This window comes from Candidatus Brocadia sapporoensis (assembly GCF_001753675.2).
Classification (GTDB): domain Bacteria; phylum Planctomycetota; class Brocadiia; order Brocadiales; family Brocadiaceae; genus Brocadia; species Brocadia sapporoensis.
In genome coordinates, this window is record NZ_MJUW02000082.1 from 22,741 (window position 1) to 47,386 (window position 24,646).

Below are 24,646 nucleotides of genomic sequence, written 5' to 3' on the forward strand. Positions count from 1 at the left end.
ATTCTCATGAAAAATGAACATGTCAAATATTGCTGCTAACCCCTCCTTTCCTCGGAAATTATAAATGATTTAGAATTAAAACTCAACAAACATTTTAAGTGTTAAAACCCGATCCGGTGCTTCTTTAATGCCTTCTATGCCAACATTCATTGGATATGCCGCGGCAGTCTTGTCTGGCAGCCTTTTTTTAAACAGAATAAATCATGCTCTTGGCTACGCCGTTCCCGGCGTGGGTATACTTTATTTCACAGATGCCAATCCTGTTATCAGCATTCCTGCAATTCTTCAGAGAGTAGCTTTGTTGGCTGCCATCACAACCGTTTTTCTGAGCACGTCTATGAGTTCAGTTTTTATACGACCTGCGATAGGAATGTCCCCTGTCGGTTCTTTTTTCGATTGCCGTGGAGAGGTTGCGGACATTAGGCCTGAATCAATGCTTACCTGTAAAGGATGCCTTCACTTATTTTTTCCCACCAGTTTATTTAACAAAATATCCCCTCCTTTTCCATGAAATTTTTCCTTCTGCAAACGAAGCTGACCACATGCCGCATTGATGTGATTGCCTTTTTTTTTCCGAATAGTAACAACAAGACCGTGTTTTTGTAATATATTACAAAATATTTCAATTGCTCCCTCGGAAGGCGGCCTCCAGTGAAATTCTTCGACGGGATTTACCGGGAGAACGTTAATATTGCATTGCATACCCTTGAGCAACTGTGCAAGAGACTCAGCATCCTGTTTCGATGCATTGATACCATTGATCAGGATATATTCAAAACTGACGTCCCTTCCTGTAATTTCAAAATATTCCCAGGCGGCAGCAATAAGGTTCTTTATTCCTGTGTTCTTATTCATGGGGATAATCTTTGACCTTGTAATATCATCAGATGCGTGGAGGGATATTGCAAGATTTATCTTGAGCCGTTCCTGTGCCAGCCGGCGTATGCCGTCAACAATGCCAACCGTCGAAATAGTAATATGACGCGCACCAATCCCCAATCCCCATTCAGCATTCATAATTCTTACGGACTTGACCACATTATCATAATTTGCAAGCGGTTCGCCAATACCCATGAAGACGACATTTGTAAGATGCTCGCCGGAAAGAAGATGGTTTTTCACATGAAGGATTTGCTCAACAATTTCACCGGCGGTAAGGTTTCTTTTCAGACCAAGGAGACCGCTTGCACAGAATTGACATGCCATGGCACATCCTACCTGAGTTGAGACACATGCTGTAATCCTTTTGCCCTCTCTTAAAAGGACACACTCGATTATATTCCCATCGTATAAATGAATTAACAATTTCTCGGTGTCATATCCAGTTTGTGTAACGGAATCAACTCTCGTTTGTAAAACCTGACACTGTTCAGCAAGTTGTTTTTGAAAATTTTTGGACAAATTCGTCATCTGGTCGAAGATCGTTGCTCCTTTTTCGTAAACCCAGGAAAGTATTTGCTTTGCCCGGTAGGCAGGCTCACCCAAATTGTTGCACAATGCCGTTATTTCAGCCAACGACATATCGGTAATTGAATGATTCTCTGTTTTTTCCATAATAATATTTTGCTCTTGTATCAATGACAATTTCGGGGTACCTCTTTACGAAAATCCATATTCCATCCTGCTTGAAAATAACAAATCAAAGATTTAATATTCAAATAATATAGTATAGCACCCAAATTCCGCAGAGGATTTTCGTTAGACGAAAATCGACCTCCAGCAATAGCTTTACCCAACAAAAATCAATGATAAACTTTAATTTTTTGTGGTTTCCTTGTTACCCAGCGCTGTATTTATTAATACTCAGACGTGGTCAAGTTGTTCCCATTCATCTGGTTTGTACACCCTTCTATTTAGGTCTCACAACTTGCTCTATTTCCATACAAACTATGAGCTTCTACCGGACATACCCTCCTGGTTGTAACATAACAGAAATGCTTATGTAAACGAAACCAGCGATGCAATATCTCTTTCGTCTCCGTCACAAACGTTATTACGGGATGATACGATTTCTGTCTCCTCGTTTTTAAAGGTAACAGCCGGGAACAGCCCTGCATACACCATTTATCCCTTCCCACATATCTTCGTCTTGATTTTCGATTGTTTTCCTTCCTCGTTTTGTGCTATATTCTTCATGGAAAAGGCGAACCGTCTTTTCGGTATTTTTATCTTAAAAGGCCTTGAAATATCCGGGAGATTCTACCACTTTCGGCCTGTTCCTGCAACAATACTCTGCCATGTTTGCAGGATTTAAGCATAAATATTTCAAAAGAAAGCACCTTGCCACACAAAACTGGAAGACCTATTTCTAACTAAAGGAAATAAATCTGACCAAAAAAAGGGATGGTTTTGCATGACCATTGAAAACATTTTATTACTGATTGCAGTGCTGATATTTGTGAGCGTTATTTCGAGCAAACTTTCTGATAAGTTCGGAATTCCTATCTTGTTGCTGTTTTTGACAATCGGGATGCTTGCAGGTTCAGAAGGAATAGGAGGCATATATTTTGATAATGCGCAGTTAGCCAAGTCTATTGGTGTTGTAGCCCTCATCTTTATTATTTTTTCCGGAGGGTTTGATACCAAATGGAAGGACACCAAATCGGTTATTTTGCCCGGGGCCGTTCTTTCGACGGCAGGGGTTTTAATGACGGCAATCTTTACGGGGCTCTTCGCCGTTTATATCCTGAAATTTTCTCTCATGGAAGGAATGCTGCTTGGCTCCATAGTTTCTTCGACGGATGCTCCCGCTGTATTCAGCATTTTAAGGTCTAAACGAATAAGTCTGAAGCCGCCTTTAAAGCCACTGCTTGAGTTTGAATCTGGCAGCAATGACCCGATGGCCATTTTTTTAACGATCGGATTTATCAGTGTTTTGACGGTGAAAAATGTGGGCGTTATCGCTTTGATTCCCAAATTTATGCTGGATATGAGTGTGGGAGCCCTCATAGGCTATTTTATGTCGAAATTTATTCTGTTCTTCATTATTCGTTTGAAACTGGGATATGAGGGACTCTATCCGGTAATGATGATTTCATTCGTGCTTTTGACGTACGTGATTGCATTTTTTCTGAATGGTAACGGAATTCTTGCTGTATATGTTGCCGGTCTGATGCTGGGAAAGTCAGAGTTTCCAAATAAAAAGATGATCATAAGATTTCACGATGGTTTGGCCTGGCTTGCTCAAATTGTAATGTTTGTCACATTGGGCTTACTTGTTTTTCCTTCGCATATAGCACCCCTGATAGGGGCGGGGTTTTTGCTAACGTTTCTTCTCATGGTGATTGCCCGGCCGGTTAGCGTATTGTTATGTTTGTTGCCGTTTAAGATGGATATGCGAAAGAAAGTTATGGTAGCCTGGGTTGGTCTTCGTGGATCGGTTCCGATTATTCTGGCAACATTTCCGTTTGTGGCAGGTATCCCACAAGCAGATACGATCTTTAATATCGTCTTTTTTGTCGTTATTATGTCAGTTTTTATCCAGGGAACGTCAATTCCGATCCTTTCCAAAATATTGAAGCTGGGCGTTCCCCTGGCCAACCAGACGAATTACCCCATTGAATTCGAAAAAACAGCGGCTCTCGATGCCGAAATGATAGATGTTATTGTTCCATTTGACTCAGAGGTCGTGGGGAAAATGATTGGCGATTTAGACATTCCCGAGAAATGCCTTATCATGCTTATTGGCAGAGGAGGTAAATTTGTTATACCATCAGGAGATATAATCATAGAAAGTGGTGATGTTTTGCTGGTATTAGCAAATAAGGCCGATTTTTTGGCCTTTCAACAAACGCTGTCGCGTCTTAAAAAAGAATGAAGAAAAATGTTCTAAAAACCCTTAAGTCTTTTATGATGTTGACAGCATGTCATTTAGCGCCTGGTGCATTCAATCAAACTGTAAGAAGGCATTAAAATATGCACAAATATTAGATTTTTTTCTATGATCAGAGAAAAAAATGATACAAAAAACAAAAAACAGAATATCGAATATTTTAAATGAGACGTCAGAAGATGATGCATCCGCCAGAGTGTTCAATGTGTGCATTATAACATTGATTTTACTTAACGTATTTGTCGCCATTATGGAAACAGTGGAAGGCTTTTCATCCCGATACCAGATCTTATTTAAGATGTTTGAAACATTTTCTATAATAATATTTACTCTTGAATATTTTTTACGCCTGTGGACCTGTACTGCTGATGGCAGATTTAAGAGCGCTGTTGGAGGAAGAGTCCGATATGCAGTAACTCCTTTTGCTCTCGTGGATTTGATGGCTATTTTACCCTTTTATTTACCCATGATACTTCCCTGTGATTTACGTATTATAAGGGCATTACGGCTCTTCAGGTTACTCCGAATCTTAAAAATGGGGCGATATTCCGAGTCTCTGCGGACACTGGAAAACGTACTGAAGGAAAAAAAGGAGGAACTCCTTATAGCATTATTTACGGTATTGATTCTGTTGGTAGTTGCCTCAAGCCTCATATACTTTGTTGAAAATACCGTCCAACCCGAGTCATTCTCCAGTATTCCGGCGACCATGTGGTGGGGCGTGGCCACCTTAACCACCGTTGGCTATGGTGATATTTATCCGATAACTCCCCTGGGAAAGTTTTTTGGTGCAATAGTAGCTATTCTGGGGGTTGGAATAATTGCAATACCCGCAGGAATTCTGACCTCTGGTTTCACCAGAGAAATTCAGAGAAAGCATGGTAAAAGAGATTTGTGCCCACACTGTGGGAAAGATATAAGTGAACCACCGGAAAGGTCTCAGAACACTGAATAGGTGAATTTATCGGATGAACTACATGATAGAAAAGTATTTGCGGACAAGTTTTTGCGGAAACGGTCTTTCAGGGAATTATCAGCGAAACAATTCTGCTTTCACGTTAAATTTCGCACCTTGCCTACCGGTGACAGATAAACGACGAATTCGTCTTTTCCATCAATCCGGAGTAGCTGGTCCAGAGCTTCCTGGTCATAGGCAGCAATGGCGCACGTCCCTGCGCCGATTGCCTCGCATGCAAGATAGAGATTCTGGCACACATGCCCTATATCGATAGCAATAACCTTATGGGCCGCCAGGTGGTAGCGCCACTCCATCCGGTAAGGAATAGCCGCCCAAATAAAAGTCACCGATGCATTCCCCGGGCAGGGCTGCCGGAAAACGGCATTAACAATCTTTCTGGCAAGGTGTTCCTCGGAAAATTCAAAGAGCAATTGGTGAGAAAGCGGAAGATACCGGTAGATCCCCTGATCCAGCCCTTTGCCATTAAGTACGACCAGATATGTTTCAAAGGCATGGCGGCATCCTGCTGAGGGTACCACACGATACGCATGCCCGTCCATAACATCCGCTCTTACTCCCTGGGTTGTCCAGAGCAGAAAGGAGATTTCTTCCAGCGTAAGAGGCTCTTTGGTGTATGCCCTTCGGCTTTTCCGGTTCATGATCGCTGTAACGAGATCAATCCTGCCAATGGTTTTCCACGAATCAGGTTTCACAAGGTCAATTCGCATGGCATCCGCCCGGCAGGGCTTTTCGATGGGTGGAATATCAATGTCCCTGTTTTGGTCTGTTTGTGAAAAATCGATTTCTTTCCGGATGCTATCTTTGAGAAAGTATCGGTACTGTGCTATCAAATCTTTATCCATTGTTTTCGTCCTTATTTCTTATTAAATGCATTTATATCACACCGTATAAAACACCAGTCGCCTCTCTTTACAAAAGGATACCCTACATCTATAAAAGAATGCTATTATAATTAGCTTAGGCCATCTGCGATTTTCTTTAGGGGTACACACAGCACCAACGTATTTGTTGATTTTAAGTTGAATGCGGTCTTATATCTTTGGCAGCAAATATTCTGGTTCTGCAACAAGATTGAAATTTCACATGTTAAATTAAACAGGTATTTTCATTGTAGTTCCCGCTTTGTCAGCCACAAACCGGGAAACATGGGTAACCATAGCGTAAATCCTCTTAACAACAACGTTGCTGTAAATGCCGCCTCTAAAGTAATGCCAAGCATAGTAAGCATCGCAACACATGTTGCCTCAAAGGTTCCCAGCCCAAGAGGAACCGGACCGAGCGTTGCAACCATCGAGGCTATAACAAAACTCGCGAACACTACCAGAAATGAGGTGTCCTGCCCAATGGCATACAGCATGACATTCAGGGTATAAGCATCTAGTAAGAAAATAGTTCCCTGAAATAAAGTTGTTTTTATTATGAGCGCAGGACTTTTCAGCAGGTAACCGGGCGCATCACCAAGAGCATTTAATACAGCAGTTAAGCCCGGAATACGCATCAAAATCCCAGGAACTGTTTGGTTCCCCCGGTGTCTCAACCACAGAGCTCCTGCAGGAATCGCCACGGCAATTATGCAGAATATAACGGTGACAGCCACGATCCACGCCCGTAAATCATGACAAAACCATAACAATGCAATACTTGCAAGCACGGCAAGAAGGTATGACAGGTAATATGCCACGAGGCTGACCAAAAGAACAGCCATACAGAGTGACTTAGATATACCCCGACGATTCAGTGATGCAACCAGAAACAATGTCCCGCTCATACCACCTGTAGGTAAGGCCTGGTCTGAAAAAAGTTTTGCAATCCCCAATGGCACAAGTAACCATAAAGAGTATCGTACGCCGGCATACCGCAGCGTCTGATGCCAGACTGCTGCAACACTGAAGTATGTTGCCGATTGAAGAAGAAAACCGGCAATCAGCCATAAGGGTTTCGCCTGGCGCAAAAGCTGAGCAAAGTGTTCCAGTTCGCTGAAGTGACTAACAAATAAAACCAATCCCGCAAGAAATATCAGGCCTAAAAACCATACCCGGAGTCTGCTGATTATGGAACTGGATTTTGAGGGGATCTTTTTACTCTGATTGTCGTTTTCCTGTGGCATAAACAGAACCTGGTTAGTCAAGTGACCGATAAAAGATGCGTTTTGACAACTCTGAAATAGCTACGTATAACACCGTAATTCCGACCAGTACAACGATTGCCTGTACCGGTATAGGTACGAACCCAAAAAAGGAATTCACCGGCAAGTAAGGTAATAAGACAGTGATAATCAGGACTATCGGGATTGCATAGGAAAGGAAGCGCCCCGGTCGGCTCTTATAGAATGGCTTATACGTGCGCAAAACCAGAATAATTAATAATTCCGTAAGGAGCGATTCAACAAACCATCCCGTGCGGAACGACTCAGGCTCCTCTCCAACCAGGTGTAACAATGCCCAGAACGTGAGCATGTCAAAAATCGTGCTGATCAACCCAAAGGTAATCATAAAATTGCGAATCATCCGTATATTCCACCGATGCGGAGTGCTTTCCCACTCACGATCCACGTTGTCTCCCGCTATACCCAATGACGGGATATCAGACAGAAAATTATTCAGCAGAATTTGTTTTGCCAGGAGCGGTAAAAACGGCAAAACCAGAGAGGCAAAAGCCATGCTTATCATATTGCCAAAATTGGCGCTGGTAGTAATAAATATATATTTCAGGGTATTGGCAAATGTTCGCCTGCCCTCGTCAATACCCTGACGGAGCACCTCTAAATCATGCTCAAGAAGCACAAAGTCCGCTACCTCTTTGGCAACATCAACGGCCTTGTCAACCGAGATCCCAACATCTGCTGCATATAATGCGGGTGCGTCATTGATACCATCCCCCAAGTATCCCACGACATGTCCCGTCTTCTGTAAGGCAAGAATAATACGCTCCTTCTGATTGGGATCTACTTCAGCAAACACCGTTGCCAGCGGTGCCAGGTGCCATAGCGCTTCATCCTTCATCTTCGACAATTCTTTCCCGGTTAGTATACGATTGACATTCATACCAACCGCTTCAGCCACATGACGTGCTACAAGATGATTGTCTCCGGTAATAATTTTAAGATCTACCCCCAAATGACGCAAGCCCTCTAATGTCTGCCGCACTCCCGGCTCAGGTGGGTCAAAGAATCGCAGAAAACCCATAAATACCATCGTTTGTTCATCGGCACGTTCGTACCTTGCTTTTGCCTGTAAACGCTTTTGTGCAATACCGAGAACACGATAACCCTGCTGGCTCCAATCAAAAAACTGACGGAAAATCTGAGATCGTGCCTCATCAGCCAGCATTTCAGCATTATCACCATTTTGAACACGGTCACATACCTCCAACACGTCCTGTAAAGAGCCTTTCGTGATTAACAAAGGCTGAGCGTCCTGCTCTTTGCAAACTACAATACTCAATCGTTTCCGAACAAAGTCATAGGGTATCTCATCGAGTTTGTGGTAGTCTAAAACATTCATACCGGCAGCCTCGGCACGTCGTATGATTGCGGCATCCAGGTGATTATCCAGTCCTGTCTCCAAACGGGCGTTCAGATAGGACAGATATAATACAGCATCCGAAGAAAACCCTTGAAAATCCAGGGTGTCATCCAGTTGTACTACCCCTTCTGTTAATGTACCCGTCTTGTCTGTGCAGAGTACGTCCATACTTCCTAGGTTCTCTATGGCATTCAAACGTTTTACGATCACGCCATGTTTCGCCATATCTTTAGCGCCTCGGGCCAGCGTAATGGTGAAAATTGCAGGAAGTAACTCCGGTGTCAATCCGACTGCTAAAGCCATGGCAAAAAGAAGCATTTCGATCGTAGGGTGATGAAGCAAGATATTTGCAGCAAGGACAGCCACTACGATGATGACCATGATTTTAATCAGTAATCCGCCAAGATGTCTGATCCCACGCTCAAACTCCGTTTCCAGCCGGCCCAACACAAGCTTTCTTGATATCTGACCATAAACGGTATCACGAGCCGTGCGTACAACCAGTGCGGTTGCCGTACCACTGCGGACAGATGTCCCCATGAACACGCTGTTGTTTCGTTCCGCGAGGTCTGCATCTTTCGGTACAAGGTCAGGGCTCTTTTCAACGGGAAAAGTCTCACCAGTTAAAAATGCCTGTGAAACAAAAAAATCTTTTGCCTCAAGTAAAATTCCATCTGCAGGAATCAGACTGCCGGCTGAAAGCTGAATAATATCACCAGGAACAACGTTTTCGCTGGGGATAATTTGCCTTTGACTATTACGCAGTACCGTTGTCTTTGCGGATACCTGGCGGCGAAGCTTTTCAACAACATTTGAAGCGTGGCGTTCCTGCAAGAAGCTTAACACATTACTGATAAAAATAATGGCCAGCACTATGGTTGCGTCAAGCCAATCATGAAGCACCACAGCGAGGGATGCCGCACACACTAGAATGAGAACGAGGGGGTTCAGAAAGCGACTCAAAAATAGCCATAAGAGCCTGCCTCGTTTGCGTTCGAGAACGGTATTGTAACCAAAATGCTGCAATCGTTCCGCAGCGTCTGCCATACTAAGGCCGTTACGGCAACTTCCCAGAACCTTTAACACTTCATCGACAGGCAAACACCAGTAGGGTAAACTTGTATCCGGGAAATACATAAAGATAAATAATATTCAAATTGATTTCTTAATGCCCATAATTTCTTTTTTATTGGAATGTAACTATTCAGCGTATTTTCGAAATCGAGCCCTGCATGACCGCCAATAGAGGGCATGTGGGTAAAGTCCATACGTAGTAAGTTAAGAAATCAACAAAAACCATGAAACTCTCGTCAGTATTGTGCACCCGACATGTCCCCCGCTGGCGGGGGCGCAGGGGGGTGGACTGTGCCAACCCACGGTGTCAAACACTCCACAATCATCAGGATAATACCACACACTTTCTTCTGCAAGCAGCCGGCAAAACGGCTGTGTTTGTTCATAGCGCAATTGTTGGCATCATCGGCTTTTGTTTTTTCGCATGGTATCCACGTTCTTTTTCCATCCCCTTGATCCCCCGCCAGCGGGGGACAATTGTTTGCCTTATTTTCGGCAAGTTCAGTACCACCGTTAGCCATAGCGATACGGGCAAATGGAGTAATTACGCTGAATAATTACGTTGGAATAATTACAACAAACTTTCATCGTTTTATCTACAGGAATTATTCCTCTGATTTTTTTCTGTGAAATATCTTCGTCGGGCTTCTCCTTCTTGTAACCTGTTTCTTAAAGGATGTATATTTTTATTGACACGAGATAAATAGTGTGCTATTGAATAAAAAGGATTTTATCTGTCAGGTCACATTTAAAAAGGAGGATGATCATGTTACGGTATGTTGCAGGCTGTCTCGCCCTCGTTATAGTATCCACCCCGGTAGCTATTGCTGCAGACACTAAAAATGCACCGTCAGCCATTGTATGGGAAAAAAGCCTTGACGATGCCATTGCAAAGGCGAAAACTGAGCATAAGAATATCCTGGCAGACTTCTTTGTACCTACCTGAACCGGTTGCAAAACCTTGGGTACCGTGACGTACCCTGACGCCACAGTAGTAGAATTTATCAATAAAAATTTTATCCCCCTGCAAATCAATATGCAGAGCGGTTCCGATCTTCCCAGCAAATATCGGGTGTTTTGGACACCAACAATTCTTGTGTTAGATCCCCTTGGTATCGAATATTACCGGTTCAATGGTTTTTTACCTCCTGACGAATTTTTACCACAAGTATACTTTGGGTTAGGTTTCATGGCGCTGGAAATGCAGAATTGCAAAACTGCCAGCTTGTTACTGAAGTCCGTGGTTGACAGGTATCCCAGGAGTAATATTGCCCCGGAAGCACAGTATTGGTATGGTGTTTCAGAATATAAGACATCGCATAACGTGGATGCATTACTCAATGCGTGGAGAAAAATCAAGAAAGATTATTCTCATAGTATTTGGGCAACAAAGGTGTCATTTGTAAAGGATTGATTATTTATGTTTCTTTCCAGTCAAGCAATTGAGGAATTTTTGAGGGATGAGTACAACGGATAAGCTCTGTCAGGAGGTCCTCGGGATCGTTTGATGCAATGATCAAACGGCGGTGCTTTGCACTTATAAAACGTTCCTGTAAAACGTGATGGATAAACTCCAGCAATAAATCAAAATATCCTTCTACATTCAGTAATCCAACGGGTTTTGCATGGAAACCCAGCTGTGCCCAGGTGAGTATCTCGAAGAGTTCATCAAGTGTGCCAAAGCCACCGGGCATTGCTATAAAGGCATCGGACAGTTCTGCCATCATGGCCTTACGTTCATGCATACTCGACACCATCCGAAGTTCTGTCAGGCCAGAATGGGCAAACTCCTTCGAGGCGAGGGCATGAGGAATTACACCAATAACATTGCCTTTTTCCCGCAAAACAGTATCTGCAATATCTCCCATCAACCCAATACTTCCGCCACCGTAAACAAGCCCGATTCCCTTAGAGACCATGACCTTGCCGAGTTGTTGGGCAGTGGCTGTATACACAGAACGTGCACCGCGTTTGGAACCGCAAAATACACAGATGCGTTTTATGGAAGTGTGGTCAGCCATGTATTTTATACTTTTACACCCGTCTTATATAAGGTGTTCAGGATGTTCATGGCAAGTTCCATCGCCTGGGGTTTTGAGAGGGTCAATTCATAGTCATCGGTATCTTTTTCACCCTCCACAATAATTTCAATACCCTCTGTCCGTGCAACAACGATAATTTTTTTCTTTTCGTCCATATCAATCATCCTTTTTCAAAAACATTTTTGTTGGATTTTGCGCTTTATAATTTCCATCTTTAAATGAGCAATGGAACCGCTCGGATCCAGATCCTTCGGACAGACCTCCTGGCAGTTGAAAACCGTATGGCAACGCCATACGCCATGCTCATCGTTTACCATTGCCAGACGCTCTTCCCGTGCACCATCCCGTGTATCAGAGACAAACCGGTCTGCTGTGAGGAAGGCCATAGGGCCGAGATATTTTTCGTGCGATGCTGTAATCGGACACGAGGAATGACAGCAGGCACAGAGGACACAATCGATAAGAACGTCCACCTTTGTCCTTTCTTCAGGACTTTGTAATTGTTCCCCCTCGGCGGGAAATGACTTGCCTGGCATGAGGTATGGTTTCATATCTTCATACTTTTCCCAGAAAGATTTCATGTCAACAACGAGATCTTTAATGATGGGCATGTGGGAAAGTGGGTAAATGGTAATTTTCTTTGTTTTGAGCTTCAGAACCGGAGTGTTGCAGGCAAGACGATATTTTCCGTTAATATGCATGGCGCAGGAGCCGCAAATGGCTGCCCGGCACGAAGACCGGAAAGCGAGTGAATCATCCAGCCGGTGTTGGATATAAAAAAGCCCCTCTAATACCGTCAGGTCTTTCCGGAGAAAAGGGATCTCATATTCCTGGAAATATGGTTTTTTATCGCGATCCGGATGAAATCGGAAAATATGAAAAAAAACGGTTTCTTTCGTTTGCATGAATCACTCAAACAAGGCGTTTACAAAGGCATCGGGGTCGAATTTTTCTATATCATCCGCTTTTTCACCGAGTCCGATATATTTTACGGGGATATTTATTTCATTACGCATCCCAAACACAAAACCACCCTTTGCCGTACCGTCCAGCTTTGCCAAAAATATTCCGGTAACATTTACGGCCTGATTAAACATCCTCGCCTGGGAAAGGGCATTTTGTCCCGTTGTGGCATCGAGCACCATGAGCACTTCATGTGGAGCGCCGGGAATCCTTTTGGAAATAACCCGTTTTATCTTGCTCAGTTCGTTCATGAGATTTTCGTGGGTGTGGAGACGCCCGGCCGTATCTACAATTACCACATCGATACCTCTTGCGATGCTTGCTTCCAAGGCGTCATATGCCACGGCTGCGGGATCCGAACCGGTTTGATGTTTTACAATCTCCGCCCCTATGCGTTTGCTCCAGATGTCCAATTGTTCCACTGCGGCTGCCCTAAAGGTATCGCTTGCAGCGACCATGACCTTTTTGCCATCCTGAATAAATATGTTTGCAAGTTTTGCAATGGCCGTTGTCTTACCCACTCCGTTTACCCCGACAACCAGGATAACCGTTGGAGAAGTATGGGAGTAATTGATGTCGATTTGAGGAGACCGTAAGCTTTCTTTGAGTTTGTTTTTTATAAAATCACGTATCTGTGAGGTCTCAGTTATCATTTTTGATTTCCATGCTTCGCGTAGCTCGTGTATCAATTTTTGAACTGACTTTGCACCAATATCTGCACCGAGCAGGATATCCTCTAATTCTTCAAGTGTTGATTCATCAATCCCTCTTTTGAAGGAAAACAGGCCTTTTAAACGGGACCAAAAACGGTTCCGTGTTTTTTCCATGCCTTTTTTGAGTTTTTCTGTTGCAACGGGAGATTCTTCTTTAATTTTAACTGGTTCTTCCGCCAAAACAGCTTCCGGCAACGGAGAAATCAATTCTTCGGGGGGTATCAAGGTCTGGCTTTCTGCTTCGTTTTTGCCAATCGGCACTTCTGCTGTATCTGCGGTGAATTCTTCCGTGGTTGCGGGGATGTCCTTCTCGACAACCGCTGTTTCTGGTTCTGGCAAAATGGGGACAAGCCGTATCGTGTCGCCTTCCACAATGACCTTTTTGGGAGGCTCAAAGGTAAACGTCTTGAATCTGACCCAGAAACTACGCCGGGGTTTCCCTGAATTTTTATCCTGTCTCTGCAATAAACCTGTCGGTTGTTTTTCCGTGTTTTCTTGCGTAGCGATAGTCTTTGGCGTTTCTTCCTTTTCTCCTTCTACGGTATTTTTCTCTCTGCTTGATGGTTGTCCCATCAGGATATTACCTCCATAGTACTCTTAGCGGGAAGGGCATCTTTGTTTCAGTTTGCTAATAAGATCACCCGGTATGGTTATTTTGGCAATTGGGCAGCCTGTTCTTCTTTCGCCGTGAAAATCCGAGCCGCCGGTTATTGCAAGGTTATACCTCTTTGCAATCTCAAGATACTTCTCAACGGCTTGTGGAGTATGCGAAGGATAATACACCTCAATCCCCTGTAAGCCGTATTTTACCAAATCTTCAATAATATGGTCTCTTTGCGTGAGTCCTGGATGAGCTAGTACCGGCACTCCTCCGGCATCTCTGATAAGTTCAATTGCCTGTTGCGATGTCAATGTTTTTTTTGGAACATATGCAGGCTTATTATCTCCAATATATTTTGAAAATGATTCTACAATTGTATCGCAATAGCCGTGTTTCCAGATTATTTCAGCCACATGCATACGCCCAGGGGATCCTTGTCCGGCAAGGGTAAGGATTTCCTGTGAATTAATATTAACGTGAAGCTTATGTAATTTTTCTACCATGGCGTGAATACGATTCACACGGTCATTGCGCGATTGTTGTATTGTCTTTTGCAAAGAAATATTATATATGTCGATAAAATATCCAAGAATATGCACCTCAGAAGGGCTGAGATATGACGAAAGTTCTATTCCTGGTATAATATGGATATTTTTGTTCTGGCCATAGCGGCAGGCGATTACGAGTCCGTCAACGGTATCATGGTCAGTAATTGCAATCGTTGAGATACCACAGCAAATAGCACTATCGACAACTTCCTCCGGTGTCATGGTGCCATCGGAATAGGTAGTGTGTATATGCAGATCTGCATCCCCATAATGGATTTCTGGCACTGCCTGAAGAGCGGAGGAACACGTAACGTTTTTCAATTTTCCATTTCCAAATTGGTTATAAATCTTATCTAAAATTCCATTCACAAATGTTCCTGAGTTTTTTGTACTAAATTTTTTGGCAAGCTCTATTGCTTCGTTAATCGATACCTTTGGGGGGATGTCGTTTCTATATAATAATTCATAAACTCCCAAACGGAGAATGTTTTTGTCGATAATGGCCATACGTCGCAATTCCCAATGTTCTGTGACAAGTGATATCTTTTCATCGATTTCTTTCAGATGTAACCGGCAACCGTTGGTAAGTGCTATGGCGAACTGGTACACGTCATGCTTTTCCGTGCTTTTCTTGCAAAAACTATCTATTTCGCCAAGGATTTCATCGCCCCGCAGGTCAAGCTGGTAAAGGGCTTGAAGGGCGATTTCTCGGGCAATTGTTCTGTTGCGCATGGAATATTGCTATTATGTAAGAGTCCGAAATAAGGAGTCACTCGGGAGATGCGCTGAAATGAACTGTAACCGAAGTGGTCATTGTCTTTTCGCTGTTTGTACACCGGCCGATATCTGATCGACAAGATTTGCCATTTCTATTGCCGACAAAGCAGCTTCAGCCCCTTTATTCCCTGTCTTTGCGCCAGCGCGGTTAATGGCCTGCTCCAGGGTTTCTGTGGTAATAACGCCATATATGGTTGGAACACCCGTAGACAGTCCAACGTGTGCAATACCCTTGGCGGCTTCGTTTGCGACATAGTCAAAATGGGGAGTTTCTCCGCGAAGAATAGCACCCAAACAAACTAATGCATGATATTTGCGGCTCTCCGCTGCCTTAAGTGCCGCAATGGGTATTTCACAGGCGCCTGGCACCCAAAAAATATCAATATCTTCTTCTTTTACGCCATGTCTGGTAAACCCATCAAGTGCGCCTTCCAATAATCGTTGGGTTATAAAGTTATTATAGCGGCTAATAACGATCCCAAAAACCTTCCCGGTGCCAAGCAGATTCCCCTGGAATTCCCTCACCATACAAAGTCCTTACACCATTTTAAATTAAATGAAAACCCCAATATCTTAAACTAATATTCGTAATTAACAGCGTTGTATTTGTTGACGGTAACAAAAATACAACTTCGGAAAGACAATTTTTTGGTTTTGTTTTGCCCATATTATAGACGAAACCCATCCTATATTTCAGCAAAGATAATAGCATATACCGGTAAATCTTTCAAGGTTTTTCTATCAGGCAAGACCTCTCTCGCTCATTACAAAATTATCAATAAAATTTCAGAGAGGAGACCACGGAATTGCTCCTTGTAATTTTAGAAACGTGTCTGTATTATAAACCTTTTAATTTTTGTACAGCCGGGTATGCATTTATCGTCAATACAACACAAGGGGAGCCTGATGTGAAAGAAACGAAGCCTGAAGAGGCAAAGCATGAAACGGAAAGTATAAGAATGCCGTTAGGTGCGCATCTTGAAGAGATGAGACGCCGGGTCGTATATTCCCTTGTCTCAATTGTTCTCTGTTTTATCTTGTGCTGGTTTTTTAAAGTGCAGATATTGGATATAGCTAAAAGACCTCATAAGTATGCTATGGAAAAGGTTGGTCTTTCAACGGAATTGCAGGTATTAAGCTATCAGGAGGGTTTCTATGCGTATATGAAATTGTGCTTCATAACGTCGGTTTTTTTGGCCTATCCTTTTGTAATATATCAAATATGGCAATTTGTAAGCTCCGGGCTGTATAAAAGAGAGCAGAGGTACGTGCTTTTGTTCCTTCCCATATCATATGCGGCCTTCGTAGTTGGCGGGCTTTTTGGGTATTTTTTGCTCATTCCCTTTGGTTTGCAATTTTTAATCAGCATCCTTGGCCCGGGCATTCAACCTATCATTACCATGCAGGACTACGTCTCGTTTGTTTTTATGCTGACGGTAGCCTTGGGGCTTGTATTTCAGTTGCCGCTTCTCATGCTGCTCCTTTCAAAGATCAGATTCATTTCTCCGGATAAATTTATTGCATGGAGAAAGTATGCCGTCCTGGTAATTTTTATTATCGCCGCCATAGTCACGCCACCAGACCCTTTTACCCAGATCATGACCGCTATTCCTATGATTGTCCTCTATGAATTGGGAATACTCATTGCAAGGCCCACAAAGAAGGGGTTTACCTTTTTAGGCATGATTGTGGGAGGAGGGCTGATGCTGTTGTTTGTGTTTTATTTTTACCTAACGCACAAGGGTGGAGAAGTCAATTTGTTAGACACCAGGGGAGAGGTTCTATTTATGTATCCCGAAGGACGGGAATGGGAAAGGGTGTCAAACCATACCCATTTCCGGAACGGTATTGCCCTGAAAACCGGTGGCGAAGGAAGAACCGCTCTATCGGCAAAAAAAGGCGTCTATGTGGGTATGGATGAAAATACCGAAGTGCATTTTCTCGATCCACGAAAGATAAGGCTTACATCAGGCCAGATTCTCATTTCCACAAAAGGGTTAGAAATGCCATTGGAAATTGATACACCAAATGGGCGGATCAGAACTCAAGGTGGAACCTTGAACATTGTGGCAAAAGATTTTGTAACTATCGTAACCGCAGTGAAGGGTGATGCTATTTTGTTCATGGAGGGTGAGGAAAAAAAGTTATTGGAAGGACGTCAGCATAAGATGTCCATCGGCGGTGAACCCGTCGACATTGGAGCTATCATTACCTGGTCTGAAGGTGTGATCAATAAACCGGAAGGCAGTAAATAGCATTATGCCGTCTCCCTTCAAAGAGCGAATAAGCCAAATAAAATAAGCTGTTTTTTTGGGCATCTTTATACTAATTTATAGAAATTACGTCTCGGTCTTCTCGCGCTTAGGCTTAAGTTATGATAAAAAAGTTTGTCTGTTTCGTTTCTTCTCAATCCATGTTAACAGTTGTATTGTTATTGATCGTTGGTTGCGCACCGGTTATATCGAAACAAGTCCGGGAGCAAGTAAGACCAGATGTCACTTTTGAGGTGGTACTGAACGATCCTGAATGTTACAAAGGGCAAATGATCCTCTTGAGCGGAGTCATCATCGAAACCGAAAACACCAAAGAGGGCACTTTATTACAAATATTACAGTGCCCTCCTGGCTTCCGGGGAAAACCTAAAGACACCGATAAAAGCGAAGGGAGATTCCTGGCGCTTGATAACCGCTATCTGGATACGAATGTGTTTACTCATGGACGAGCTCTTACGGTTGCAGGAGTGGTTCAGGGAAAGCGAATTCTCCCTTTGAATAAAACAGAGTATGCTTACCCGCTGATTTATGTGAAAGAATTATACCTTTGGCCAGACACAAGGAGGTATGATACTCCTTCTCCTTCCGTTCATATTGGTTTTGGTGTTGGATATTCGCACTGATAAAGCTTGAAATGAAAGTAAGTGACCGCACTTCAGAAAATAGCACAAGATATTTTCCACAATGGCAAATTATCTCCTTAGTATTACACAATAATCTTGTTGATGATATGGTTATTAACTATTACTATTAATGAGAATACTAATTCTAGAAATGTATCTCTCCTCTGAAAAAGGGGTTAATCACAATGAAGAAAACCGACAAAGGCGTTGCCCGTTCTTATGGTATGCTGATTGTTATATTCTTATTCATGGTGAGTTGTGCACCGGTTATATCGAAACAGCTCAGGGAAAAAGTCAGACCGGATATTACTTTCAGTGCGGTACTCCACGATCCCGAAAGCTACAAGGGTCAGATGATTATACTTAGTGGAATCATTATCGAAACTGAAAATACAAAGGAGGGGACTGTGTTGCGAATCTTGCAGCGTCCTGCAGGATTTCGCGGGAAGCCTAAGGATGTGGATGCGACAGGCGGAAGGTTTCTTGCCCTTGACAACCGTTATCTGGATGTAAATGTATATAGCAAAGGGCGGTCAGTTACGATTGCCGGGGAGATTCTGGGAAAGAGGATCATTCCTTTGGGACAAATAGACTATCAGTACCCACTGATTTCGGTAGAAGAAATCTACCTCTGGCCAACGGAAAAAACATATCCCAGTCGTTACTATTATTACCCGCAAGACTATTGGTGGTTGCGGAGCCGCTATCCGTATTATTAATCCTCTAATATTTGAATATGACGAGATGTCTAACCCGAGTGCGCTGTGCATGTGTAGTGCTTGACGGTTTATTTTCCGTCAAATGCTGACCATGCCGAACTTTGTTGTAAGTTCGGTCGAATGATTGGCGCTACAATCTTCGTCAAAATGCTAAAATGTTTTTTTAGATGTTATGAAAACAAAAAAGATGTCCTTGTTGTTTTATAAACTCATGCCGGTTGGTTTGTTGTTGTCAATAGCTGGCTGCGCACCTGTTATTTCAAAACAAATCCGGGATCAGGTCAGACCAGAAACCACTTTTTCAGAGGTACTGAAGAATCCGGAACATTATCAGGGCCAAATGATAGTTCTTAGCGGGATTATTGTCGATGCAGAAAATACAAAAGAGGGAACTTTACTACAGATATTACAACGCCCTGCTGGTTTTCGCGGCCAACCGAAAGATGTGGACAAAACAGAAGGAAGGTTTTTGGCGCTTGACAGCCGGTACCTGGACACCTATGTGTACACCAAAGGAAGAGAGATTACTGTTGCAGGAGAAATTATGGGAAAGAGAACCCTGCCTTTAAATAAGATAGAGTATACGTATCCACTGATTCATGTAAAGGAATTATATCTTTGGCAAGTAATTAAAGATAGTGATTATATATCCTATCCTTATCCTTATTCCTATTTTTACTATGATAACTATTGGTGGTGGCGAACTCATTTTATTGATAGAGAAAGATGTCACCGAAGATCCAAAAAGTAATCTTGCGGGCATAAGAACCTGATGATTGTTTGATGCAGATTCACCATTCAGCGGTATCGTTGTTTCTGATAAAGCCTCGCCATGTATCCCCCATCTCCGGTATTTTCACCGGGTAAATAAGACTCCTCTGCGTCGAGATAATACTGGGATGTAGTATCAATAAATTTTTTTATTACATCCTGATTTTCTTCCGGTTCGATGCTGCAGGTGCTGTAAACTAAATAACCGTCAGATTTCATCAGAGCAGCGCCCGTCCTCAGGATCGAATATTGGAGAGAGGCAAGTTTGTGAATGTCTTGCTCTCTTAATCTCCACCGTGCTTCTGCGCGGCGTGCAAGTACGCCGGTATTGGAACATGGCGCATCAATGAGTACCCGATCGAACTGAATATGAAAAGGAACCCGGTCTTCCGATGCGTCAGCGCACACAAGGGAGACGTTCTGAATTCCTAACCGCAGACAATTTTTTTTGATCAACTGCAGGCGTTTTGAAGAAATATCTGATGCGTAAATCCACCCGGTGTTTCCTAATAATTCCGCAATATGGGTTGTCTTTCCTCCCGGTGCAGCACACAAATCTAAAACAGTATGCGATTTTTCTGCCTTGAGGAATTCTGCTACTTTCATGGCAGAAATGTCCTGCACATAGAACAGCCCCTCCACAAATCCCGGTATCTCTGAAACGACAATGTCATCAACAATAACGGCGTTCCCGATAGTGTGTGAGGAGATATTCTTTTGATCAAGCAGCGCAACAAATTCCCGGGCCGTTATCTTCCTTTGATTTATACGAAGGAATAGTCTTGGAGCACGATTGTTGGCTCTGCAGATTTTAATGGTATCTTCCTTTCCATGCCTGACGATCCATCGTTGTATTAACCACTCCGGATGGCTATACATCATTGAGAGATAGGAAGAGAGCCCTTCTCCGGGATTGGGGAATATCGGAGTGTGAAAGGTACACCAGGTGTCTTCGCGCCTGTGCAAGGCCATCCGGGGGTCGGTAATTTCCGCTGCAGGAGCAGATTTGTTGTGAATGTTGCGATCGATGGATCGGAGAACTGCATTGGTAAAATTAGCAGCGTCTGCACGACGGATTAATTTTTTTACCAGTTCTACAGATGTGTTTATTGCGGCAGAAGAGGGAATTTTGTCCAGATAGACGATCTGATAGAGACCTATCCGCAAGGCATACACTATCCAAGGCTCTATCCTGGCAAGCGGGATTTTTGAAAAACCAGAAATGAGGGTATCAAGGGACAGTCGATGGCGAGTAACACCATTTGTCAACTCGACAAGGAGTCTTTTGTCACGTTCAGACAAATCGCCGCGTGAGCATCTTTCGGCGAGCAATTCACGGGAGAAAACCTCTTGTTCGTCAATTGCCCGCAGGATACGAATACACTCATAGCGGATATCTGTCTTAGGTGAGGAATTTTTCAATCGCCTCTTTTACCTCATCCAGATATACATCCGTATCCTTACAATATCCGTGAGGCCTGAGATTGGGTACAGCAAATATTGCTTTAGACATAGCCGCCATCAAGCCCGTTCTGAGTTCCTTTTCGCAAGCGATCGCAATTACCCCATGGATGTCTTCATCCATTACCCTTTGAAGGGCTGCACGTCCCCCGCTGGCAAGGGTAATATGAACCCCGTACTTTTCAGAAAATTCTATCAAATCCTTGACTTTACATTTCCCGCAACGTTTACATTCGTTCAAATCGTTTTTAACATTCTGTTTACACTGCGAACTCTGAATGCAATGAGGAAATAAAATCAGCAAATTTTTTGGAGAGCACTTTTTCTTGCGAAACTTCATCATGAGGTTATTGATAGAAACAACTTTTTTATCAATAAATTCCATAGTACCTGCCTTTGTGTAAATGGTAAAAGGTTAGTTTGCCGTAGAAAATATCCGAACTTACGATACAAACATATTCCCAACGATCATTTTATGACCCCGTAAATAGTCCTGCGCATCCATCACACGCTTGCCCTCTGGCTGTAATTGTGTAATACAAATCGTCCCGTCCATCGTTGCCACATGAATTCCACACGGCATAATTTCATCAATCATGCCAGGGGTACAAAACGGTTTCGTTTTTGGCGCGTTATGAATCTGTGTCTTTTGTATAATAATCCTTACTTTTTCTTTCGAGTCGTTTTTGAGAAAATAGGTATACGCTCCCGGAGAAGGCGTCATACCTCGTACTTGATTATGAATTTTTTGTGTCTCCTGAGACCACAGAATCAAGCCCTGTTCCTTTTTTAATTTTGGCGCAAAGGATACGCCATTTTCGTCCTGTTTCGTGTAAGTAGCTATTCTTGTTTCTACGAGGTGTAAAGTATCTATCAATAGTTCTGCGCCCATTGCAGAAAGCCTTTTTTCTAGTTCCCCTGCATTTTCGTCCGGTGATAGCGGGGTTGTTTTTTGAGCAACAATGTCGCCGGCATCCATCCTGGCAGTCATAATTACGGCAGTAACGCCGGTGACGGTTTCACCCTGCATGATTGCCCAGTTAATAGGGGCTGCCCCACGATATTTTGGCAACAAAGACGCATGAATGTTCAGGCAGCGATATTGCGGAAGAAGGAGAACAGCATTAGACAAAAACTGGCCGAAGGCAACGACAACGATACATTCAGGCGAAAGGTCCTGGAGTTGTTTCACTACCGGTTCATCATTGACGTTGGCAGGCTGCAGAACATTGAATTCCAGCTCTAGTGCCTTTTTCTTTACCGGTGAATGGCTTGGAATTTTACTTCTGCCTTTGGGCCTGTCCGGCTGCGTGACAACCGCAACAATTTCATGTGTAGACGTTGCCAATGAGCACAAACTGGGAACAGCAAACTCAGACGTCCCCATAAAAACTACCTTCATTATTTAATAGATCCGTCTTTGTTCAAAATTTGTCTTTTCTTTTTCCCAGAACCCTATTACTTACACAGGAACTTTGGTGGCTTTGTAGAGCCGTTCGAATTCTTTTAACCGGTGAGATATCGCTAACCGATTTGAAGGACCCATTTTATCAATAAAAAGCTCTCCGTTGAGATGGTCCATTTCGTGCTGCCATGCACGGGCGGCCAGCCCCTCAGCATTGATCTCTATTTTTTGCCCTTTCAGGTTATACGCCTGCGCTTTAATCCGATGGGCACGAATAATCTTGCTCGTAATACCAGGAAAGCTCAAACAACCCTCTTCTTTATTCAACTCGCCAAAAGCTTCTATGATGATAGGGTTAATAAAAATCTTTTCCCCGTGACTCGTTCCGTCTACGTCGATAATAAATAGACGAACAGACCATCCCACCTGTGGCGCTGCAAGACCGACACCCTGGGCATGGTGCATTAATTCTATCATTTCTTCCGCCTTTTTGCATACTTCTGTATTAATTTCCTTGAGTGGTTTTGCCTTTTGACGAAGCACGGGTTCAGGATAAAGTAAAATATTCATGGCTATTATTTCTCATCTAACGTTAGGAATTTAAACATGAAGCGCATTCTTGTAAAGACGGGGTATGGGGAAAAGAAGTTTCCCTCGCAATACTCTAACGAGGCAAAGACTCTTACGGATAAAACCTGATTGTAAATTTTAATATCTCAGCTATGGATCTCCAGTTTAAAAATCGCACCAGTTCTAAAAAACCTTACTTGCCATTAGAAAAATGGAAGATAAAAGTTTTATTTAATTTTTTAATTATACAAAAACGGTTTAGTGAATACAAGCTTCTTTCCTTTTCCTAAGCTATTATTCAGTCAAAAAGTTAGCACTTTGTGTTTAAAAAATCAGTCTATATTAAATCCTGGCGCGGCTATGCCGCGCTGGGTATTTCGAAAACATCTTTCTTTCCCTGGAAACTTATTTACCCTTAATCCGCAAATACCGTGCAATGCCATTTCTTGTGATCAGACCAACAACTTTCCCATCTTCTATAACGAGAATCCTGCCTTTGTCCTCTTTTATCATTAATTCAAGCGCCCTCATGAGATCAGAATCGGGGGTTACTTCCCATTTTTTACTATGGGGAATCAGGATATTTGATACTTTTACTTTACTCCAATCCTTCCTAGGGACATCTTTAATCTCTTTAAGGGTTACAATACCCAGCAATTTTCCGTCGTCCATAACGGGAAACCCACCGTAACCATATCCGTATCTGAGAAAATATTTATCAACCACGTCCTCGATGGTAAGTGCGGAATTAAGGGTGACAATATCCCTTGTCATAGCCTCTTTGACTTTTATACCGGAAAGTATTTCGTGAAGGTTTGCTTGTTGCAGGCTCGACTGTGCTGCCATGTAAAGAAACCATCCCAAAAGCAACAGCCAGAATCCACCGGAAGAACCGGTAAAAACCAGAAGCAGTCCTAAAAAAAGAAAAAACAGGGCAATTGCTTGTCCAAAAGCAGCTGCCTTTTGGGTTGCACGGAAAAAATCTTTCGTCTTGCTCCAAAGCGCTGCCCTGAGCAGCCTCCCTCCATCCATAGGAAAGCCCGGTATGAGATTAAAGGCACCGAGAATAAAATTGATCCGTGCAAGGTAGAAAAAAAGCGCGCCAGGTCCACCTCCCGTGTTTATCGCAATCAGGAAAAAGATTGCCGACAGGAGAAAACTCGAAATCGGGCCGGCGATAGCAACCCAAAACTCCGCTTTTGGATGTGGCGGCTCTTCTTTCAACTGGGCAACGCCTCCGAAAATGAACAGGGTAATGCTTGCGATGGGAATACGATATTTTTGGGAGATGTATGAATGGGAAAGCTCATGGATGATGACCGAAACAAAGAGCAGCAAGGCAGCCAGTGTGCCTTTAATCCAGTAGGCTGCTACCGGAAGCTCCGGAGCCGCCTTTGGAAAGTACTGAGTAGATAGAGACCATGTTATCAAACCAAAGGCGATAAACCACGAAAAATGTATCAGTATTGGTATCCCCATTATTGTTGCAATTTTCCATGAGCCCGAAACCAAGGTTTTGTTCATTTTACACCCCTCTTTCTCCTTTTTTCGTTTAAATAGTTTATAAGGTAATAAGTAATTGAAAGGACAACTACGTTAGTTTGGTGTAGGCAGCAATTTTTCCCAGATTAGACATCAGGCTACTTTCTCAATGTGGAGCGAAGAATCTCTCCATTCTACAACCGCATCCTTGAAAATCTAAACGTTAAATTAGACCTAAAACAAGCGAGGTTTAAAAAACCTCGCCAATCATCCTAAATTCAGCCCTATT

General features: G+C 43.1%; 23 protein-coding genes. 7 read left to right on the top strand and 16 right to left on the bottom strand.

Features of this window, described 5'->3' with window-relative positions; all coding sequences use genetic code 11:
* Nucleotides 1-456: 456 nt before the first annotated feature.
* Nucleotides 457-1,554, bottom strand: a complete 1,098-nt coding sequence (gene rlmN / locus BIY37_RS07630) for a dual-specificity RNA methyltransferase RlmN (RefSeq protein WP_070067240.1) — start codon at nucleotides 1,552-1,554, stop codon at nucleotides 457-459.
* Nucleotides 1,555-2,353: 799 nt separating this feature from the next.
* On the opposite strand from rlmN, the gene BIY37_RS07635 reads away from it, so the two are divergent.
* Both BIY37_RS07635 and BIY37_RS07640 read left to right on the top strand, forming a co-directional pair.
* Nucleotides 2,354-3,817: a potassium/proton antiporter gene (locus BIY37_RS07635; protein WP_070067241.1), complete on the top strand. Its 1,464-nt coding sequence runs from the start codon at nucleotides 2,354-2,356 to the stop codon at nucleotides 3,815-3,817.
* Nucleotides 3,818-3,956: 139 nt separating this feature from the next.
* Entirely contained in the window at nucleotides 3,957-4,787 is an 831-nt protein-coding gene (locus BIY37_RS07640; protein WP_070067242.1) for an ion transporter, read from the top strand.
* Nucleotides 4,788-4,885: 98 nt separating this feature from the next.
* On the opposite strand, the gene BIY37_RS07645 is transcribed toward BIY37_RS07640, so the two are convergent.
* The 4 genes from BIY37_RS07645 to BIY37_RS07660 all read right to left on the bottom strand — a co-directional run bounded on the left by BIY37_RS07645 (nucleotide 4,886) and on the right by BIY37_RS07660 (nucleotide 9,930).
* On the bottom strand, nucleotides 4,886-5,653 hold the full coding sequence (locus BIY37_RS07645; RefSeq protein ID WP_070067243.1) for a SagB/ThcOx family dehydrogenase: 768 nt from the start codon (nucleotides 5,651-5,653) through the stop codon (nucleotides 4,886-4,888).
* A gap of 263 nt (nucleotides 5,654-5,916) precedes the next feature.
* Nucleotides 5,917-6,918, bottom strand: coding sequence for a lysylphosphatidylglycerol synthase transmembrane domain-containing protein (locus BIY37_RS07650; protein ID WP_080324934.1), 1,002 nt, complete (start codon nucleotides 6,916-6,918; stop codon nucleotides 5,917-5,919).
* Nucleotides 6,919-6,931: 13 nt separating this feature from the next.
* The gene (gene mgtA, locus BIY37_RS07655; RefSeq protein ID WP_080324935.1) at nucleotides 6,932-9,472 is read right to left on the bottom strand and encodes a magnesium-translocating P-type ATPase; all 2,541 of its coding nucleotides are present in this window, start codon (nucleotides 9,470-9,472) and stop codon (nucleotides 6,932-6,934) included.
* A gap of 173 nt (nucleotides 9,473-9,645) precedes the next feature.
* Nucleotides 9,646-9,930 carry a hypothetical protein gene (locus BIY37_RS07660; RefSeq protein WP_070067244.1) on the bottom strand — a complete coding sequence of 95 codons (285 nt, stop codon included), beginning with the start codon at nucleotides 9,928-9,930 and terminating at the stop codon, nucleotides 9,646-9,648.
* A 245-nt stretch (nucleotides 9,931-10,175) separates the two neighbouring features.
* Here BIY37_RS07660 and BIY37_RS07670 point away from each other — a divergent pair, with 245 nt between their 5' ends.
* Complete coding sequence (locus tag BIY37_RS07670) at nucleotides 10,176-10,823, top strand: thioredoxin family protein (protein ID WP_315850102.1); 648 nt, start codon at nucleotides 10,176-10,178, stop codon at nucleotides 10,821-10,823.
* Nucleotides 10,824-10,827: 4 nt separating this feature from the next.
* On the opposite strand, the gene BIY37_RS07675 is transcribed toward BIY37_RS07670, so the two are convergent.
* From BIY37_RS07675 to ribH, 6 genes are all read right to left on the bottom strand, one after another.
* Complete coding sequence (locus BIY37_RS07675) at nucleotides 10,828-11,430, bottom strand: LOG family protein (RefSeq protein WP_070067247.1); 603 nt, start codon at nucleotides 11,428-11,430, stop codon at nucleotides 10,828-10,830.
* 5 nt (nucleotides 11,431-11,435) lie between these two features.
* Entirely contained in the window at nucleotides 11,436-11,606 is a 171-nt protein-coding gene (locus tag BIY37_RS13480) for a hypothetical protein (RefSeq protein WP_179129334.1), read from the bottom strand.
* A 15-nt stretch (nucleotides 11,607-11,621) separates the two neighbouring features.
* Nucleotides 11,622-12,356, bottom strand: a complete 735-nt coding sequence (locus BIY37_RS07680) for a succinate dehydrogenase/fumarate reductase iron-sulfur subunit (protein ID WP_070067248.1) — start codon at nucleotides 12,354-12,356, stop codon at nucleotides 11,622-11,624.
* 3 nt (nucleotides 12,357-12,359) lie between these two features.
* Nucleotides 12,360-13,700 (bottom strand): signal recognition particle-docking protein FtsY, encoded by a 1,341-nt coding sequence (gene ftsY, locus BIY37_RS07685; RefSeq protein WP_080324936.1) that lies wholly within the window; start codon nucleotides 13,698-13,700, stop codon nucleotides 12,360-12,362.
* A gap of 24 nt (nucleotides 13,701-13,724) precedes the next feature.
* Nucleotides 13,725-15,008 carry a transcription antitermination factor NusB gene (nusB, locus tag BIY37_RS07690; RefSeq protein ID WP_080324937.1) on the bottom strand — a complete coding sequence of 428 codons (1,284 nt, stop codon included), beginning with the start codon at nucleotides 15,006-15,008 and terminating at the stop codon, nucleotides 13,725-13,727.
* 78 nt (nucleotides 15,009-15,086) lie between these two features.
* Nucleotides 15,087-15,581 carry a 6,7-dimethyl-8-ribityllumazine synthase gene (gene ribH / locus BIY37_RS07695; RefSeq protein WP_070067249.1) on the bottom strand — a complete coding sequence of 165 codons (495 nt, stop codon included), beginning with the start codon at nucleotides 15,579-15,581 and terminating at the stop codon, nucleotides 15,087-15,089.
* 380 nt (nucleotides 15,582-15,961) lie between these two features.
* Between ribH and tatC the strand changes: the two genes are divergently transcribed.
* The 4 genes from tatC (at nucleotide 15,962) to BIY37_RS07715 (ending at nucleotide 19,419) form a co-directional block, all read left to right on the top strand.
* A complete protein-coding gene (gene tatC, locus BIY37_RS07700; RefSeq protein ID WP_143299212.1) occupies nucleotides 15,962-17,308 on the top strand; it encodes a twin-arginine translocase subunit TatC in 1,347 nt (448 codons plus the stop codon).
* A gap of 119 nt (nucleotides 17,309-17,427) precedes the next feature.
* Entirely contained in the window at nucleotides 17,428-17,949 is a 522-nt protein-coding gene (locus tag BIY37_RS07705) for a Slp family lipoprotein (protein ID WP_080324938.1), read from the top strand.
* A 185-nt stretch (nucleotides 17,950-18,134) separates the two neighbouring features.
* Entirely contained in the window at nucleotides 18,135-18,668 is a 534-nt protein-coding gene (locus BIY37_RS07710; protein ID WP_070067252.1) for a Slp family lipoprotein, read from the top strand.
* A 172-nt stretch (nucleotides 18,669-18,840) separates the two neighbouring features.
* Nucleotides 18,841-19,419, top strand: coding sequence for a Slp family lipoprotein (locus BIY37_RS07715; RefSeq protein ID WP_070067253.1), 579 nt, complete (start codon nucleotides 18,841-18,843; stop codon nucleotides 19,417-19,419).
* A gap of 47 nt (nucleotides 19,420-19,466) precedes the next feature.
* Here BIY37_RS07715 and BIY37_RS07720 read toward each other — a convergent pair whose 3' ends face one another.
* The 5 genes from BIY37_RS07720 to BIY37_RS07740 all read right to left on the bottom strand — a co-directional run bounded on the left by BIY37_RS07720 (nucleotide 19,467) and on the right by BIY37_RS07740 (nucleotide 24,399).
* Nucleotides 19,467-20,861 (bottom strand): transcription antitermination factor NusB, encoded by a 1,395-nt coding sequence (locus BIY37_RS07720; RefSeq protein ID WP_070067254.1) that lies wholly within the window; start codon nucleotides 20,859-20,861, stop codon nucleotides 19,467-19,469.
* Complete coding sequence (locus BIY37_RS07725) at nucleotides 20,842-21,285, bottom strand: DUF116 domain-containing protein (RefSeq protein WP_070067255.1); 444 nt, start codon at nucleotides 21,283-21,285, stop codon at nucleotides 20,842-20,844. Before BIY37_RS07725 ends, BIY37_RS07720 begins: the two co-directional genes overlap by 20 nt.
* Nucleotides 21,286-21,342: 57 nt before the next feature.
* Nucleotides 21,343-22,302 carry a methionyl-tRNA formyltransferase gene (gene fmt / locus BIY37_RS07730; protein ID WP_070067256.1) on the bottom strand — a complete coding sequence of 320 codons (960 nt, stop codon included), beginning with the start codon at nucleotides 22,300-22,302 and terminating at the stop codon, nucleotides 21,343-21,345.
* 60 nt (nucleotides 22,303-22,362) lie between these two features.
* Complete coding sequence (def, locus tag BIY37_RS07735) at nucleotides 22,363-22,875, bottom strand: peptide deformylase (protein WP_080324939.1); 513 nt, start codon at nucleotides 22,873-22,875, stop codon at nucleotides 22,363-22,365.
* 405 nt (nucleotides 22,876-23,280) lie between these two features.
* The gene (locus BIY37_RS07740) at nucleotides 23,281-24,399 is read right to left on the bottom strand and encodes a site-2 protease family protein (RefSeq protein WP_070067258.1); all 1,119 of its coding nucleotides are present in this window, start codon (nucleotides 24,397-24,399) and stop codon (nucleotides 23,281-23,283) included.
* Nucleotides 24,400-24,646: the final 247 nt, after the last annotated feature.